This is a genomic window from Paraflavitalea sp. CAU 1676 (genome assembly GCF_029223285.1).
Lineage (GTDB): Bacteria > Bacteroidota > Bacteroidia > Chitinophagales > Chitinophagaceae > Paraflavitalea.
Window position 1 is genome coordinate 58,114 of record NZ_JARHUJ010000002.1, and the last position, 15,774, is coordinate 73,887.

General features: G+C 50.0%; 16 protein-coding genes. 10 read left to right on the forward strand and 6 right to left on the reverse strand.

Annotation, left to right across the window (positions count from 1 at the left end):
• Nucleotides 1-55: 55 nt before the first annotated feature.
• The 3 genes from P2H89_RS05010 to P2H89_RS05020 all read left to right on the forward strand — a co-directional run bounded on the left by P2H89_RS05010 (nucleotide 56) and on the right by P2H89_RS05020 (nucleotide 3,758).
• Entirely contained in the window at nucleotides 56-469 is a 414-nt protein-coding gene (locus P2H89_RS05010) for a cytochrome c maturation protein CcmE (RefSeq protein WP_275825444.1), read from the forward strand.
• Between the two features lie 8 nt (nucleotides 470-477).
• Nucleotides 478-2,961, forward strand: a complete 2,484-nt coding sequence (gene ccsA, locus P2H89_RS05015; protein ID WP_275825445.1) for a cytochrome c biogenesis protein CcsA — start codon at nucleotides 478-480, stop codon at nucleotides 2,959-2,961.
• 137 nt (nucleotides 2,962-3,098) lie between these two features.
• Nucleotides 3,099-3,758: a DUF4294 domain-containing protein gene (locus P2H89_RS05020; protein WP_275826336.1), complete on the forward strand. Its 660-nt coding sequence runs from the start codon at nucleotides 3,099-3,101 to the stop codon at nucleotides 3,756-3,758.
• A 3-nt stretch (nucleotides 3,759-3,761) separates the two neighbouring features.
• Here the strand turns inward: P2H89_RS05020 and rfaE2 are convergent, their stop codons facing one another.
• The 4 genes from rfaE2 to panC all read right to left on the reverse strand — a co-directional run bounded on the left by rfaE2 (nucleotide 3,762) and on the right by panC (nucleotide 6,727).
• Nucleotides 3,762-4,253, reverse strand: a complete 492-nt coding sequence (gene rfaE2 / locus P2H89_RS05025; RefSeq protein WP_275825446.1) for a D-glycero-beta-D-manno-heptose 1-phosphate adenylyltransferase — start codon at nucleotides 4,251-4,253, stop codon at nucleotides 3,762-3,764.
• Entirely contained in the window at nucleotides 4,207-5,265 is a 1,059-nt protein-coding gene (locus P2H89_RS05030) for a lysylphosphatidylglycerol synthase transmembrane domain-containing protein (protein ID WP_275825447.1), read from the reverse strand. The genes rfaE2 and P2H89_RS05030 overlap by 47 nt, the downstream gene beginning before the upstream one ends.
• 74 nt (nucleotides 5,266-5,339) lie before the next feature.
• Nucleotides 5,340-5,684 (reverse strand): aspartate 1-decarboxylase, encoded by a 345-nt coding sequence (panD, locus tag P2H89_RS05035; RefSeq protein WP_167289384.1) that lies wholly within the window; start codon nucleotides 5,682-5,684, stop codon nucleotides 5,340-5,342.
• 191 nt (nucleotides 5,685-5,875) lie between these two features.
• Nucleotides 5,876-6,727: a pantoate--beta-alanine ligase gene (gene panC, locus P2H89_RS05040; RefSeq protein ID WP_275825448.1), complete on the reverse strand. Its 852-nt coding sequence runs from the start codon at nucleotides 6,725-6,727 to the stop codon at nucleotides 5,876-5,878.
• A 112-nt stretch (nucleotides 6,728-6,839) separates the two neighbouring features.
• Here panC and P2H89_RS05045 point away from each other — a divergent pair, with 112 nt between their 5' ends.
• The 5 genes from P2H89_RS05045 to rlmB all read left to right on the forward strand — a co-directional run bounded on the left by P2H89_RS05045 (nucleotide 6,840) and on the right by rlmB (nucleotide 11,834).
• Nucleotides 6,840-7,652, forward strand: a complete 813-nt coding sequence (locus P2H89_RS05045) for a glycogen/starch synthase (RefSeq protein ID WP_275825449.1) — start codon at nucleotides 6,840-6,842, stop codon at nucleotides 7,650-7,652.
• A gap of 32 nt (nucleotides 7,653-7,684) precedes the next feature.
• On the forward strand, nucleotides 7,685-9,118 hold the full coding sequence (locus P2H89_RS05050; protein WP_275825450.1) for a DUF4270 family protein: 1,434 nt from the start codon (nucleotides 7,685-7,687) through the stop codon (nucleotides 9,116-9,118).
• A 74-nt stretch (nucleotides 9,119-9,192) separates the two neighbouring features.
• On the forward strand, nucleotides 9,193-10,446 hold the full coding sequence (gene metK / locus P2H89_RS05055; protein ID WP_275825451.1) for a methionine adenosyltransferase: 1,254 nt from the start codon (nucleotides 9,193-9,195) through the stop codon (nucleotides 10,444-10,446).
• A gap of 76 nt (nucleotides 10,447-10,522) precedes the next feature.
• Complete coding sequence (locus tag P2H89_RS05060; RefSeq protein WP_275825452.1) at nucleotides 10,523-11,083, forward strand: NUDIX hydrolase; 561 nt, start codon at nucleotides 10,523-10,525, stop codon at nucleotides 11,081-11,083.
• Nucleotides 11,067-11,834 (forward strand): 23S rRNA (guanosine(2251)-2'-O)-methyltransferase RlmB, encoded by a 768-nt coding sequence (rlmB, locus tag P2H89_RS05065; RefSeq protein WP_275825453.1) that lies wholly within the window; start codon nucleotides 11,067-11,069, stop codon nucleotides 11,832-11,834. The genes P2H89_RS05060 and rlmB overlap by 17 nt, the downstream gene beginning before the upstream one ends.
• 134 nt (nucleotides 11,835-11,968) lie before the next feature.
• Here the strand turns inward: rlmB and P2H89_RS05070 are convergent, their stop codons facing one another.
• Nucleotides 11,969-12,646, reverse strand: a complete 678-nt coding sequence (locus tag P2H89_RS05070) for a hypothetical protein (RefSeq protein ID WP_275825454.1) — start codon at nucleotides 12,644-12,646, stop codon at nucleotides 11,969-11,971.
• A 107-nt stretch (nucleotides 12,647-12,753) separates the two neighbouring features.
• On the opposite strand from P2H89_RS05070, the gene P2H89_RS05075 reads away from it, so the two are divergent.
• Nucleotides 12,754-13,617: a hydroxymethylglutaryl-CoA lyase gene (locus P2H89_RS05075; protein ID WP_275825455.1), complete on the forward strand. Its 864-nt coding sequence runs from the start codon at nucleotides 12,754-12,756 to the stop codon at nucleotides 13,615-13,617.
• Between the two features lie 30 nt (nucleotides 13,618-13,647).
• On the forward strand, nucleotides 13,648-14,685 hold the full coding sequence (locus P2H89_RS05080) for a GSCFA domain-containing protein (protein WP_275825456.1): 1,038 nt from the start codon (nucleotides 13,648-13,650) through the stop codon (nucleotides 14,683-14,685).
• On the opposite strand, the gene P2H89_RS05085 is transcribed toward P2H89_RS05080, so the two are convergent.
• Nucleotides 14,686-15,774, reverse strand: a complete 1,089-nt coding sequence (locus P2H89_RS05085; RefSeq protein ID WP_275825457.1) for a phosphotransferase — start codon at nucleotides 15,772-15,774, stop codon at nucleotides 14,686-14,688.

The following is a 15,774-nucleotide window of genomic DNA, read 5'->3' on the forward strand; positions in this document are numbered from 1 at the left end:
TCACATAAACCCGAACCGCATTTTGGCCTAACTTTGCGGGGAACTGAACCAGGTTATGAAGAAGATCCACATTGTCATTCTCGTTGCTATTGCTGCCGGCATCATGGTATTGCTCAGTTTCATGGGCGATCTTTCCACCTACGAAACCCTTGCCTCTGCCCGGCAGAAGGAGGGTAAAACAGTGACAGTGATCACGCAACTGGACAGGACCTTACCTATTGAATACAATCCCGCCGTTAACCCCAACCTCACCAGCTTTCATGTGGTTGACTCCCTGGGCAACAAGGCGCGGGTCGTGTACTATTTCGAGAAACCTTTCGATATGGAAAAGAGCGATCGGATCGTGCTGAAGGGAAAAATGAAAGGCGATCTCTTCGAGATCAACCGGAAAGACGGCATTTTGATCAAATGTCCGTCGAAGTATAAAGACGACCCTAAGGCAGCCTACAATAACCTCTCTCAAAACTAAGCACCCTGATGGATTATATTGGTGAACACCTGTTGCCCGGTCAGCTGGGCCATTTCCTGGTAGTATTGTCGCTGGTGGCTTCGATAATAGCCTTCGTCGCCTATTTCAAATCGACCAACGCTAAGAATCCCGATGAAGCGGTGAGCTGGCGCAAACTGGGCCGTATCGCGTTCATTACCGAAGCCCTGTCGGTGATCTCGGTTTTCCTGATCATCCTGTACATCATCGTTCAGCACTACTTCGAATATTATTACGCCTATAATCACTCCGATAAAACACTTTCTGCCAAATACCTGCTGAGCAGCATCTGGGAAGGGCAGGAGGGTAGCTTCCTGCTATGGACCCTGTGGCATGGGGTGCTGGGTATGATCCTGATCCGCACGTCGAAAAAATGGGAAGCGCCCGTGATGGCGGTGATCAGCTTCGCGCAGATCTGTCTGGCCACAATGGTGTTGGGTATTTATATTTTTGACCTGAAGATCGGCAGCACGCCCTTCATGCTCACCCGTAATCAATTCTCGAATGCACCCATTTTCAGCAGGGCCGATTACCTGAGCAATATTACCGATGGGGTAGGCCTCAACCAATTGCTGCAGAACTACTGGATGGTGATCCATCCGCCGGTTTTGTTCCTGGGTTTTGCTTCTACTATTGTGCCTTTTGCTTTTGCCATCGCCGGCCTCTGGAAAAAAGAATATGGCGGCTGGACGAAGCAGGCGCTGCCCTGGTCACTGTTCTCGGGCGGCATCCTGGGTCTCGGTATCATGATGGGCGCTTACTGGGCTTATGAGTCGCTGAGCTTTGGCGGCTATTGGGCCTGGGATCCGGTGGAGAATGCTTCGCTGGTACCCTGGCTGATCCTGGTGGCAGGCATCCACACGCAAATCGTTTACAATTCTACCGGGCACTCTTTACGTGCCACGTATTTCTTTTTCATAGCTGCCTTTTTGCTGGTTTTGTATTCTACTTACCTCACGCGCAGTGGCGACCTGCAGGATACTTCGGTACACGCATTTACCGGCAGCGGCATGAACTGGCAGCTGCGTGCACTGGTGTTCGTGTTCCTGGTGCCTTCGCTGTGGTTGTTCATTGCGCGGTATAAGAAGATACCGCACATTGCCAAAGAAGAAAATTCTTATAGCCGGGAGTTCTGGATGTTCATCGGTGCGCTGGTATTGTTCCTGTCGTCGGTGTTCATTACGATCGCGACCTCCCTGCCTGTGATCAATAAGATATTCGGTACAGCTTTCACCATCGGCGAAGACCGCGAGTTCCCGTACAACCGTATCCAGATCTTTGTGGCGGTGGTGTTGGGTGTACTCACGGCGGTAACGCAGTACCTGAAGTTTAAGAATACGGCGAAAGCTACTTTCTATAAGAAGTTGTTGATCCCCACTGTCATTGCGCTGGCGATCTCTCTTTCGATCAGTATCTGGGGTGATATCAACTACGACAAATTTGGTCTGGGCTTCCTGGCGGCTATTCACCTGGCGATGTTCGCCAGTGTGTATGCTGTAGTGGCCAATACCGGTTATATCTGGAGCGGACTCAACGGTAAGCTGAAAGCGGCGGGTGCTTCTGTAGCACACGTGGGTTTTGGTTTGATGATGGTGGGTATCCTGATCTCCTCTTCCAAGAAAGAAGTATTGTCGATGAACTTCCTGAACCCGCTCAATTTTGGTCCCGATCAAAAGGAGAAGGGGGTAGAGAACCTCACGCTGTACCAGGGTGTGCGCACCGATATGGGCAAATACTGGGCTACCTACGCGAGCGATTCTGTTACGCAGAAAGGTAAGATGACCTATTTCAGGATCGATATGGAGCGCAAGGATGGCAAGGAAAACTTCCCGCTTTATCCCGACCTCATCAAGAATACCAAGGGCCAGGAAGGTTATTCCAATAACCCCGATGCCCGCCATTACTGGAACAAAGACATTTTTGTATACATCAATTACTCCACCAAAATGCAGGATGAGAAAGATACCTCACAGTATCGTTCGCATACCATGCAGGTGGGGGATACGATCTTCTACGCCAATGGTTTCATGCGCCTGGATAGTGTAACTGCCAACCCGGTAGATGCACGCTATAAGGCCCAAGCCGGCGATGTGGGCATCATGGCCAACCTGAGCCTGGTGACCCGCGAGCAGACAAAGCTGAAAGCGCAACCTATCCTCTTCATCCGCGACAACAAGCCCGAACACATCATGGATTCGGTGTATTCGCAGGGATTGTCAGTGGCCCTGGCCAAGGTGGTCGATGACAAGCATATAGAGATCAGGGTGAGGGAATCGTCGCAGATGGTGCCGTTCATCGCGCTGAAGGTGCTTCAGTTCCCCTTTATCCGCCTGGTGTGGCTGGGTACGGTGCTGATGGTGATCGGGTTCTTCATGAGCGTAGCATACCGCGTACGGCTGCTGAAACCAGCCGGCGCCGAGCGGGCTCCGCGTAAGAAGGAACCGGTGGAACCGGCGCAGGAACTGACGTCTTAAGCCTGACCTTCAGTGGTTTCATGCCTGATTTTTCGCAACTGGCAATATTTAACGAAATAATTTGCAGCAAACCGGGTTACTTAGTTTGTCCTACGGGTATTATTCCTTAGGAATAATTACTATTTTGTGTGAGAACAATGGTCTCCCTGCGCAACATATGCAATTGTTTTATGATGGTCCTTGGCTTCCTGGCGATCAGCACGATCGCCTCCGGGCAAGCTAAGGATACGATTCCGGTATTACCTCCCGGTGTGGAGCAACCGGCGCTGGGGCCCAATGACACTATTCCTGTTCCTGCCATCATCGCCAACAATCAACTGATCCCTTCCGGCACACTTGAGTGGTATTGGGTGACGGCCCCGTATCCCAAACATTTATTGAAGAAAAGACAGGAATGGACACGCCTGCGCAATGCAATTTACGTTACCTATCCCTATGCCCGGAAATCGGGGTATATCATCAACGAGATCAATGCGAAGCTGGCGGGGGTAACCGATAAAGAGGAGCGCAAGAAATACCTGAAGACGCGGGAGAAGGAGTTGAAAAAGGAGTTTGCCGATCCGCTCAGCAACCTGTCAGTATACCAGGGTAAAGTATTGATGAAGCTCATCAACCGGCAAACAGGCAACAATTGTTACGAGATCATCAAGGAATATAAAGGGGGATTTACAGCCCGTATGTACCAAACCGTGGCTTTCTTCTTCAATAGTAACCTCAAGCAGCCCTATGATCCCCAGGGCAATGAGCGCGAGATGGAACAGATCGTGCAAGAGGTGGAGCGAATGTACAGATTGTAAATCCTACAGCTTATTGATCTTCCCGATGATGCCTGTGGTGGAGTATCCTTCCACGATGGGATTGATGACCACTTTACCACCGTTGGCTTTTACTTCTTTGGCGCCTACGATCTGCTCTTCGGTATAGTCGCCGCCTTTTACCAGTACATCCGGCAGCACGGCTTTGATGAGTTCCAGGGGCGTGTCTTCATCAAACAGCACAACAGCATCTACCATCAGGAGGGCTGCCATCACGGTAGCGCGTGCCTGCTCGTCGTTGATGGGTCGGCTATCGCCTTTGAGGCGTTTGGTGGATGCGTCGGAATTGAGGCCTACTACGAGGTAATCTGCTTCGCCGGCTGCCTGCGAGAGAGAGGCGATGTGGCCACGATGCATGATATCAAATACGCCGTTGGTGAAGGCAACGGTTTTACCGGTGAGGCGCCACTGGGCGATCCTTCTTACCAAATCAGGAAGACTGAAGATCTTTTTCTCGATGATGTCCGCTCTGCGCATAGGAAGCTTTTTGCGTCTTGTTGAAATATGGCAGCAAAGCTAAGGCAACAAATCCACTGATGAGCATCTGGAAGAATTGAACCGTCCACATGAGCAGTCCAAAGGCTAGCCCGATGCCTTCATTAAGGCCATAGAGGGCGAGTGTTTGTTGTACGAATATGTGGTACACGCCGAGGCCACCCGGTGTGGGCACGATCATAGCAAGGCTACCGGTAGACAATACCGACAAGGCTTCCTTGATACCGTAAATGGAGGTTTCTTCGAGGGCGTAGAAGCCGATCCATACGCTCAGCAGGTACATGGTCCAGATGAAGATGGAGTGAAAGATGAACCAGCCTTTCTTTTTCAGGTAACGAATGCTGGTGATGCCGCCCCATACACCCGCCAGGATCGTTTTGATCTTTTGGATGAGGCCGATATGGGAGAATTTTTTGAATACGAAGATAGTTCCGCCTACCACCATGAGCAGGGCCGTCACCATGATGGTGATCTTAGTGGGCGTGAGCTGACTGGCTTTGGAATCGATGATGGTGTTGACCTGGCTGCCTACGAACCCGCCAATCACATCGAGCTGGGAGAGGGTAGCGAGGGTAATGACCACCACCAGGCAGATCACATCGAACGCTCTTTCGGCCACGATGGTACCAACCAGTTTATCGGCCGGTACTTTTTCGTAACGGGCGAGCACGGTGCATTTAAGTACTTCTCCGAGGCGGGGAAAGGCGAGGTTGGCCATATAGCCGATCAGCACGGCGAGGTAGGTATTGGAGGTGCGGGGTTTGTAGCCCAGCGGCTCCATCAGTATCTTCCAGCGCAGGGCCCTGCTGTAATGACTGAGCAATAGGGCGCCCATGATGGGGATAATGAGCCAGTACCTTGCTTTTTGGATGGCTGTTTTGATATTGGTCCACTCTGTGTCGGGAATCTTTTTAACCGACCACCACACAAGAAATATTGCCAGGCCCAGGAATAATGCATACTGCAGGTAACTGACAATCTTCTTCTTATTCATAAGTAAGTGGCGGGTTAGTGTTCCAGGCAAAAATAGGGACAATATATCACGGGAATGTTATTATAACGGTATTGTTATAATTTATTGCCTTCTTTGGGAAATACCAACCAGGGTTTAAAAGTTTTGGCTTTTTCGAAATCCATGCGTGCGTAGGAGATGATGATCACGATATCGCCGGCGGCGCCCTGACGGGCGGCGGGGCCATTGAGGCAGCACACGCCAGATCCGCGTTTTCCTTTGATGAGGTAGGTTTCGATACGGGATCCGTTGTTGACATTCACCACCTGGATCTTTTCATGTTCGATCATATTGGCTGCATCCATCAGGTCTTCGTCGAGGGTGAGACTACCCACGTAGTTGAGGTTAGCTTCTGTGATCACTGCTCTGTGAACTTTGGACTTGAGCACTTCTATATCCATGATGCCTTTTTGTTTGTGTTTTTGGGGATGATTTCGGCGCAACTACTTTGTTGCCTGCAACGGATTTTAGCCGGAGGATTTGCAGGGTGCAATTTTGTTGCGTTTATAAAAACGGCTGCAAAGCTATAAAAGTTTACTGATTTTCTAACGTTAGTTAGTTGTTGACAGATCAATCAAAATGTTAATATGGATTATCGCGCGATGACCATATTGTCTATCAGCCTTACCTCGCCTAAAAATGCAGCTACCAGGGCTACCAGGGCCTGTTTTCCGTCCCATGAATCGACCGGCGAAAGGTTGTCTGCATCTCCAACTGCCACATAATCAATCCTGAATCCTTCTTTTTCGAGGATACCGGAGGCTTCCTCCACCAGGGGGGCCAGCGGGCCGGGGGAGAGGTGGCTGCGGAGATGGTCGAGTGCCAGGTAGATGGCGGTGGCCTTCTGGCGGTCGGCCAGGGGCAGGCGGAGATTGCGGCTGCTCATGGCGAGGCCGTCGGTTTCCCGAACGGTAGGCACGGGTATGAATTGGGTGCCGTTCATGTGCAGGTGGCGGAGCAGCCACTTTACTACCATGCATTGCTGGTAGTCTTTCTGGCCCATGAAGAGTTGGTCGGGCTGTACCATGTTCAGCAACCGGGCCATGACCTGGCATACGCCCTGGAAATGACCGGGGCGAAAGGCGCCTTCGAGTAAGGTTTCGAGATAGCCGAGGTTGTAGTGCTCGAGTTGCTGCAATCCATCGGGATACATTTCGTTCACAGATGGAAGAAAAAGCGCATGTGTCCCTGCCTGTTCCAACAAATAAATATCCTTATCCAGGGTATTGGGATATTTTTTATAGTCGTTGGGATCGTTGAACTGAGTGGGGTTCACGAAGATGCTGCAAACGACAAAGTCCGTATGCCGGCGGGCCTCCCTGATAAGTGTAATATGCCCTTCGTGCAAGGCTCCCATGGTGGGAACGAAGCCTGTTTGCTGTTGCATCGATCGCTGCCTGGCGAGGTACCTGTGGAGGTCAGTCGCCTGCTTAAAAATGATCATTTTGAGACGTTTAAAAGCATGGAACGGGCTATGCCGCCCATTTTTCTAATAAAATACCTTAACTTTGCACCCTGTTTTTAAAAATGGTTTATCGCAACCAATTAATTTCATAATGCTGACAAAGAAAAGAATTTTATTTATTGCCAACGAAATGTCTCCTTATCTGGAGCTGACAGAATTTTCGGAAACTGTTAACCGGCTGGCGATAAAGGCAAATGAAGGTGGTTTCGAAGTTCGTTGCATTATGCCTCGTTTCGGGGTGATCAATGAGAGGAGACACAGGCTCCACGAGGTAGTTAGATTGTCGGGTATCAATGTTTCGGTCGACAATGATGATTTCCCTCTCCAGATCAAAGTTGCTTCTCTCCCCAATGCCCGCCTGCAGGTTTATTTTCTCGATAACGAAGACCTGTTCAAACGCAAGTCGATCTTCCATGACGACGAAGAAAAATGGTTCGACGACAATGGTCTGCGCACTGTTTTCTTCTGTAAGGGTGCCCTGGAGACCGTGAAGAAATTCGGTTGGCCTCCGGACATCATTCATTGCAGTGGCTGGATGACCGGCCTTATTCCCCTGTATCAAAAGACTGCGTATAAAAAAGAACCTGTATTTGCCCATAGTAAGGTGATCTATACGATGGGTAATACCAGCTTTAAAGAAAAATTAAGTCCCGACTTCCTGAAGCTGGCCAACATCAGCCCCAATATCAAAGACAAGGACCTCGAACCTTTCAAGGAGCTGAACAACCTGGCCATGATGCGTGGCGGCGCTACTTATGCCGATGCAGTTACATTCGGAGCAGAAAAAGTTGATAAGAAACTGGTTGAGGAGTTTGGTAAGGTGAAAGGTAAGAAAGTGCTTACCTATAATGCTGAGTCCGATTTAACAGACTATTTGCAATTGTATACCGACCTTGCCAAATAGGCTTTAATTCCGTAAACTGTTAACAATCACAAGTGAATAGGAAAATTTTTCTATCTGTCTTAGCTGCTTTGACCGGATTGACCATTTATAGCTCCTGTACAAAAGTAGATACTACCGACCTTGGCAATGAACTGATCCCCGCTGTAGATAACGTGAAGACGTTTGAAACAGTTCTCGATGTGCAGACCGATAATTTCCTATATCCCGACTCTACCCGGGTCGATGGTTCTTCGCTCCATGCTTTGGGCATCATCTCCGATGATCCTGAATTTGGCAGCACCGATGCCAGGATCTATTCCAACTTCAGCCCGGCTACTTATGGCACCAGCCCATTTGCGGTAAAGGATTCCGTGGTGATCGATTCCATTGTACTGTCTCTGTCTTTCGGTGGCTTTTACGGCGACTCGAACGCCATTCAGCGTTATGAGGTTTACCAGATCGATCCGGCAACCAATAATTTCAAAGACTCCCTTTACCGGGTCGACGAACCCGATTTCGCCGTGTTACCAGGTGTACTGGGCAGCAGGGATGTCGACTTCAAAATACTGAACGATTCAGTACTTTACAGGAATGGCAAGGATACCGTAAGAACCATCAATGAATTGCGGATCAAGCTGGATACTGCTTTTGGCCGCCAGTTCGTGAATTTCGATACGGCTGTTCAATACAAGAACGACTCCGCGTTCAAGACCTATTTCAAGGGGCTTGCGATCAAGACCAACAGTGGGGCTTCTGCCAACAAGACCGGATTGGCTTACTTCTCGCTCACGAACACAACGAATACCAAGCTTACTTTTTATACACGGGTTACGAACAATGGTGTGATCGACACGACCACCCAGGCGTTCGCTTACAATAGTGGTACGCAGGCTAACCTGATCACCCGCCAGGCGGCACATGGTTACAAGCAATACCTCGAGAATGGCAACCCTGTAGACGACAAGGTGTATATCCAATCATCTCCGGGTTCTTATGCTACCGTGAAAGTACTGGGTCTGGACACCTTTGCCCAGGTAAACCGGGTTATTCACCGTGCGGAGCTGATCATCGAGCAGATCCCTTCTCAACTTGACAATATTTACACCACGCCGCCATTGATGTTTATCGATGCCAAAACGGCGACCGGTGATTCTACGCTGACCATACGGAACGATTATATTCCTAATTCCCAGACGGGTTCTTATGATATTGCAACCCTGGGAGGTAATTACCTGAACAAAAAGTATGTGTTTACTTTGTCCAGGTACCTGCAAAGCGTTGTGACGAAGAAGCAGCCTTATTACCTGTTGCGTATCTATGCGCCGCTCTACACGGATCCCTATTACCAGGACGCCAATGCGGTGTCGAAAGCCTGGCCGACTTTTGTGTACGTAAACAGCCCGGTTGCCAATGGCAGGCTGGTAGCAGGTGGAGGTAGTCACCCGACACAGAAGATGCGTGTACGAATTATTTATTCTAAAATTTAAGTTGGGCGCTTATCTTTGCGCCTGTCTTAAAACCCATTAATTATTCTGTCTAACCTTTTCAAAATCTAATAGTCATGCCTTATTTATTTACTTCGGAGAGCGTATCTGAAGGGCATCCCGACAAGGTAGCCGATCAGATCTCTGATGCGTTGATCGATAATTTTCTTGCGTTTGATCCCCAGTCGAAGGTTGCCTGCGAAACACTGGTAACTACCGGCCAGGTGGTATTGGCAGGTGAGGTAAAGTCTTCTGCTTACCTCGATGTTCAGGAAATTGCCCGTAACGTGATCCGTAAAATTGGTTACACCAAGAGCGAGTACATGTTCGAGGCCAGTTCCTGTGGTGTACTGTCTGCTATTCACGAGCAGTCGGCCGATATCAACCAGGGTGTTGACCGCAAGAAGAAAGAAGAGCAAGGCGCCGGCGACCAGGGTATGATGTTTGGATACGCTACCAACGAAACGGAAGACTATATGCCCCTGGCATTGGACCTGGCCCACAAATTATTGCTGGAGCTGGCTATCCTTCGCCGCGAAGGCAAGCAGATCAAGTACCTGCGTCCTGATGCGAAAAGCCAGGTAACGCTCGAGTACGATGACAACAACAAGCCTGTACGTATCGATGCGATCGTGATCTCTACCCAGCACGATGATTTCGCTTCTGAAACCAAAATGCAGGATCAGATCAAGAAGGATATGGTGAATATCCTGATCCCCCGCATCATTGCCAAGAATAAGAAGATCGCGCACCTGTTCAACAATAAGATCAAGTATCATATCAACCCAACCGGTAAGTTCGTGATCGGCGGACCTCACGGTGATACCGGCTTAACCGGTCGTAAGATCATCGTAGACACGTACGGTGGTAAGGGTGCGCACGGTGGTGGCGCCTTCAGCGGAAAAGATCCTTCCAAGGTTGACCGTTCTGCTGCTTATGCTACCCGTCATATTGCGAAGAACCTGGTGGCTGCCGGTATCTGCGACGAAGTACTCGTGCAGGTATCTTACGCGATCGGTGTGGCACAACCCATGGGTATTTATGTAAATACTTATGGTACTGCAAAAGTGAAACTGACCGATGGTCAGATCGCGAAGAAAGTATCTGAAGTATTCGACATGCGTCCTTACTTCATCGAGCAACGTTTGAAATTGCGCAACCCTATTTATAGTGAAACGGCAGCTTACGGCCACATGGGCCGCAAGCCTGAGGTTGTGGAAAAGACTTTCACATCACCAGATGGTAAGACTGTTAAGAAGAAAGTGGAGCTGTTTACCTGGGAGAAGCTGGACTATGTGAGCAAGATCAAAAAGGCATTTAGTTCCAAATAGTTGCTGAAAAAAACAGAAGAGCCCCGCGAGAGTGGGGCTTTTTTTGTGCCCGGCATTCTTTTCCTATTTTCGCGGCATGAATGAGCAGCACAATCCCTGGCAGATCAATGGCGAAAAGACGATCTACGACAACCCCTGGATAAGCGTTACGGAATTCGATGTGATCAACCCATCCGGTGGCAAGGGTATTTATGGGAAAGTGCATTTTAAGGGTTATGCCATTGGTGTGTTGCCGCTCGACGAAGAACTGAATACCTGGTTGGTGGGCCAGTATCGTTTTCCGCTGAACCAGTACAGTTGGGAAATACCCGAAGGTGGCGGCCCTTTTCATTTCGACCCATTGGACTCAGCAAAGCGTGAGTTGCTGGAAGAGACTGGTTTGGTGGCCGGGCAGTGGACCAAGATCATGGAAATGCACTTGTCGAACTCTGTTAGCGATGAACATTCCCTGATCTATGTGGCCAGGGACCTGCGGCAGGAAACGGCTTGCCCCGAAGAAACGGAGCAATTACAGGTACGTAAGCTGCCTTTTGAAGAAGCTTACCAAATGGTGGAGGAAGGCAGGATCACCGATTCGGTGTCGGTGGCTGCGATCTTAAAAGTTAAACTGATGTTGGCAGATGGAAGGATATCATAAGAAACCTGGCATTAAGAAATCGGCAATGATCATCGGACGACAGCCGATCATCGAGGCCATTCAATCGGGCCGCCCGATCGATAAGATATTGTTTCAGCGAAATGTAACGGGCGATGCCATCGGCACCATCCGCCAGCTGGCGCGTGAACAAAATATTCCCATTCAACAAGTGCCTCCTGAAAAGCTGAATGGCCTTACGAAGGCCAATCACCAGGGGTGTATCGCTATTGCCGGGCTGGTTCAATACCTCGATCTGCAGCAGGTGATCGACCATGTGGTGGGCGCCGGCGAAACGCCTTTGTTCGTAATGCTCGATGGCGTAACGGACGTGCGCAATATTGGCGCCATTGCCCGCACGGCAGTATGTTGCGGGGCGCAGGCGCTGATCATTCCCGATAAAGGAGTGGGGGCACTGAATGAAGAAGCCATGAAATCATCGGCAGGTGCGTTGGAGAAGATCCATGTTTGCCGGGTGAATAGTTTGATGAAGGCGGTAGACAGTCTGCACCTGAACGGCATCAAGGTGTTTGCGGCTGAAATGACGGCGACCAAAATGGTGTTCGACCTGCCGCTGACCGAACCTGCCTGTGTGATCATGGGCAGTGAGGATAAGGGCGTGTTTCCTGGTTTGCTGAAGATCTGCGACGAGGTGTTCAAGATCCCGATGGCTGGCGATTTCGAATCGCTCAACGTATCGGTGGCAGCTGGTATGATCCTGTATGAGTCGATGAAGCACCGGATGAAGGGATGACGCACTGCCAGCCACGATAACCACTATGGCAACGAAGGTTACCCGCCGGTCGTCGGCCGGTACCTGTTGTCGCTCGTGCCTGCGTTTGCGGCTGTACGTGTTCCTGGACAATGTTGGGTGGATTTTTGAAGCAGTTATTTGCTGTTGGTCTTATTGCTCCTTCCGTATTTGAATTTACTTATTACTCTCCCTTTTTCATTGTATTGTTTCCAGATGCCGGTTTTGGCAGGTACGAGCACCTTGAACTCGTAAGTAGCCCTGTAATACCCATGGCTTGGAGTTAAGGCTTTCAGGGAGTCAGGCTCTCCGTAAACAAGCTTTTCTACGACTGCAAAGGAGCGGGCAAAATCTTCTGCTGATAAAGGTCGTTGAAACGTCGAGTCTTCCTGGCTAAGGGCATAAAAGCGCTCAGATTGTAGTTGGCCTTCGGGATAGTATTCCACCCAACGTCCGCTTTTAAAACCTCTATAGTAAGTTCCGGTTTGTTTTACCCTGCCCGATGGGTAGTAGGCCACGAAATTACCCCATATGTACCCCAATTGATGGGGCAGTACAAATGCGATCTGTCCATTGGGGTAGTAGGTGGTCATGGAATCGAGGGGTTGAAAGTTTACCGGATCGAGTTTGGTGACGGCCGCTGTGCTGCCATTTCGTTGGAGTTCGTACAGCCGCCAGCAACGCTGGGCCGAATCAAACTTGCCATATCGTATGATCCTTGTGCCAGTGTAGTCATAAGTAGTATCTACGATGCTTTGCGCCAGGGAACAATAGCAGGCAATCAGTAGGGTAAAGAGGGTCAATAGGTGTTTCATGCGTATTACAGGGATCGGTATACTATAATATCGCTTTTACAGCAAAAATGTTGCTTTCTGGGGGCAATTCGCGGGGAATGCTACCTTTGCTTCCCAAAAAGGCAATTATGCAGGAATTGGTTAAGCTTGTTGAATGTCCAAGGGATGCCATGCAGGGCTGGAAGTCATTTATCCCTACGGAAGAGAAGGTTGACTACCTCAATACTTTACTGCAGGTAGGTTTCGATACGCTCGATTGCGGCAGTTTTGTGTCGGCCAAGGCAATCCCGCAAATGGTCGATACGAAGGAGGTGCTGGCCCGGCTGGACCTCAGCGGCTCCAACACGAGGTTGCTGACGATCGTTGCCAATGAGCGTGGGGCGCAGGATGCAGTAGCTTTTGAGCAGGTGAGTTTCCTCGGCTTCCCCTTCTCCATCTCCGAGACTTTTCAATTGCGTAATACGAATAGCACCATCGCCGCTTCGCTCGGGCGGGTGCAGGAGATCCAGAACCTGTGCATTAAATCGGGCAAGCAATTGGTAGTATATATATCCATGGGTTTTGGTAATCCTTATGGCGATCCTTATTCGGCAGAACTGGTATTCGAGTGGGTCGATAAACTGGTGGCGATGGATATCGGCATCATTTCACTGGCGGATACGGTGGGTGTTGCCACGCCGCAGCAGGTGCGTTCGATCACGGAATACCTGGTAAAAGCTTTACCCAATACCGAGATCGGGGTGCATTTACACGCTGCGCCGCTGAACCAGCAGGCCAAACTGGAAGCTGCTGTACAAGCCGGCTGCCGCCGGATAGACGGTGCCCTGAAAGGCATTGGCGGCTGCCCCATGGCCAATGACGACCTGGTGGGCAATATGAACACGGAATGGATGATCGGTTACCTTGAACTATCCGGACTGCTGCCTGTATTGAATACAGAGGCCTTGCTGAAGGCCAGCCGCCAGGCAGATGTTATCTTTGCTGCACATTAACGTTTTGCTGATCATTTCAACGTGGTGACTATGGACTTCATGTTAGATATCAATATTCCCGCTCCCAAAGACCTGGTCAATTACCGGGAACCCATTTTATTGACCGGCTCCTGCTTTACCGAACATATCGGCAACAGCTTGCAGGATTTGAAGTTTGATGTGCTGCAGAATCCCAATGGTATCTTGTTTGATCCCGCCAGTGTGGCTGCCAGCCTGGTGTCGTACGTACAGAATAAACAATATTCAGCGAGTGACCTGTTTCACCTGCACGAAGTGTGGCAAAGCTGGCATCACCATAGCCGGTTTTCGCATGTTGATTGGGAGGAAAGCCTGCAAATGATCAATGCTTCGCAGCAACGCGCCCATGACTTTCTAAAAAGAGCTAAATGGCTCATCATAACGCTGGGTAGTGCCTTTTCTTACCGCTTAACAGATAATGCTCCTGCCGATGCGCAGATTGGTTTTGATACTACGGGCAGTGTGGCCCCGGGCCGGGATCATGCGGTGGCCAATTGTCACCGGGCGCCGGGCCAGTGGTTCCGCAAACACCTGATGACGATCGAGGAGATCAATACGGTGCTTGATAATAGTCTTTACCAGGTGCTGAAGTTCAATCCTTCGCTACGCGTAATTTTTACCGTGAGCCCGGTGCGGCATATCCGTGATGGGGTAGTGGATAATAACCGTAGCAAGGCCCGCCTGCTGGAAGTGGTTCACCATTTGGTCAATAAGTTTGACCGCATGTATTATTTCCCGGCCTATGAGCTGGTGATCGACGTATTGCGGGATTACCGCTTCTACGATATCGATATGGTGCATCCCAATTACCCGGCTACGAGTTTTGTGCTGGAGCATTTCATGAAAAATTATACCGATGCGGAGTCGCAACAGGCGGCGGCGGAAGTGCAGAAGATCGTGATTGCCCGAAAGCACAAACCCTTTCACCCCGCTACGGAAGCGCATAAGAAATTTCTGGCGAGCCACGCCGTAAAAGCAAAAGAGTTGCAGGAGCGTTATCCATTCCTTAACCTCGAAGAAGAGATCAGGTACTTCAATAGTATGCTGTGATCAATAAACGCGCTGTCTTTGAACCTGGACGATCCCTTCTTCGCGTAAATATTCTTCCAATCTTTCCAGTAAGATCAATTGGTTCAATGCCCGGTTCAGGTTCTGTTCGGGGTAAGTGGTTTTGTAGTAAATGTCTTCGTTGAGGTAGTCGGCTACAAAGCGGAGCGACTGCATGTACACCATGATGAGGCCGGCCTGGTGAATGTTCTCTTTTTCGGCAGGTGTAAGGTTATCGCCAATACCCTGCAGGTAACCGGCTATGATGGCTTTGTAAAAGTCGCCATTGATAGCGATGGCTTCCCATTCGGTACTGTTCTCATCGCGGGTGGGGCTCATGCTGCGGATCATATCGCCCACATCAGAGAAAAAGAGGCCGGGCATTACAGTGTCGAGGTCCACCGGGCAAAGGGCCTGATCGGTATTGACATCGAGCAGGATATTGCTGAGTTTGCAGTCGTGGTGCATCACGCGCGTGAGGAAGTCGGCCGGCTGCTGCTGCACTTTTTCATAGAACTGTACGAGGTGTATACGTTGTCTCAGTTCGGCAATGATGTGGGTGGAGCGGAGCAGGCGCTGCATAGAGGCCTGCGCTACGGCTTTTTCAAACTGGCTGTACCGCAAAGCTAGATCGTGGAAGTGGGGGATGATGGCCTCTAGTTGCGAGGTATCTATCTTATTGAGCGAACGGGTAAAATGACCAAAGCATTCCGCAGTCTTGAAAACTTCTTCTGCGGTATTGGGAATGGTTTGTGTGTAAGAGCCATTGATGAATCCGGTGGCCCGCCAAAATAGTTGGTTGGGTTCATCGATCCAGTACCAGTTGCCTTCGTGGGTAGCGATGAGCGGGGCAAGTTTGAGTCCGTCGCCGTTGACGATGCCGTCATACACGAGCTTGTAATTGTGTATGAGGTTTTCGGGATGACGGAATAGCTGCCTGTTGATGCTTTGCAGCACGATGGCCTGGCTGGCGCCCTCGCCGCTATATTCCACTTTATAGGTATGGTGAATGAGTCCGTTACCAAGACTGGTAACTTTGGGTGTTCCCTGCCCAAAATGCCGGGCCGCCGATTCTATTATGCTAAGGTTCAT